Origin of the sequence: Bartonella sp. AS69XJJH (genome assembly GCF_042195585.1) — a bacterium.
In the GTDB taxonomy this organism is placed as follows: domain Bacteria; phylum Pseudomonadota; class Alphaproteobacteria; order Rhizobiales; family Rhizobiaceae; genus Bartonella.
In genome coordinates this window covers 1-513 of sequence record NZ_JBHIOO010000159.1, presented here as the reverse complement: position 1 = coordinate 513, position 513 = coordinate 1, and the positions used below count along the sequence as shown (strand labels likewise).

The 513-nt window shown below is 30.0% G+C and carries 1 pseudogene; it reads left to right on the top strand.

The window, feature by feature from the left end:
- Positions 1-500: pseudogene (locus tag ACFIK6_RS10330) on the top strand (hypothetical protein); the annotation flags it as partial.
- Between the last annotated feature and the right edge of the window lie 13 nt (positions 501-513).

Below are 513 nucleotides of genomic sequence, written 5' to 3'. Positions count from 1 at the left end.
CTAAGAGCCTTGTTTGGCATTATAACTTTTATATTTTTATGTTTTTTAGGAATTAAAAAAAATCCCTACTTTATTCAGAGTATTTTGATATTTGCATCTGTTTCTTTGGTAATAGTCACAGCGGTTTTTGCAATTTTATGCAATTCTCATATTCCTTTTGAGTTGCAGAACAATCCAAAATACAAACGCGGCAATACAACAGGTTGGAAGACATTAACACGTGATTTACAACAGTATATGCACAGACTTTTAAAGCTAATAAGTTTAGCGCTTGTCGTTTTAATTTTCCCAAATAGTTATAAAGAAACTGTTTCTTTACCTGTCATTTCTAAGTACGTGGAGTATAAGCTTTCTTTTCCATTGGATACTGTACTTTGGTACTCAGATATTGCTCTTTGGTATTCCTTTTAGTTTGTGTATTTTTCCTTATGTTACATACACGTAGTTTAATAAATATATCTATTTACACACTACAATGCTTAGTTAAAAACCAAAAGTAAAATTTCCGATTTT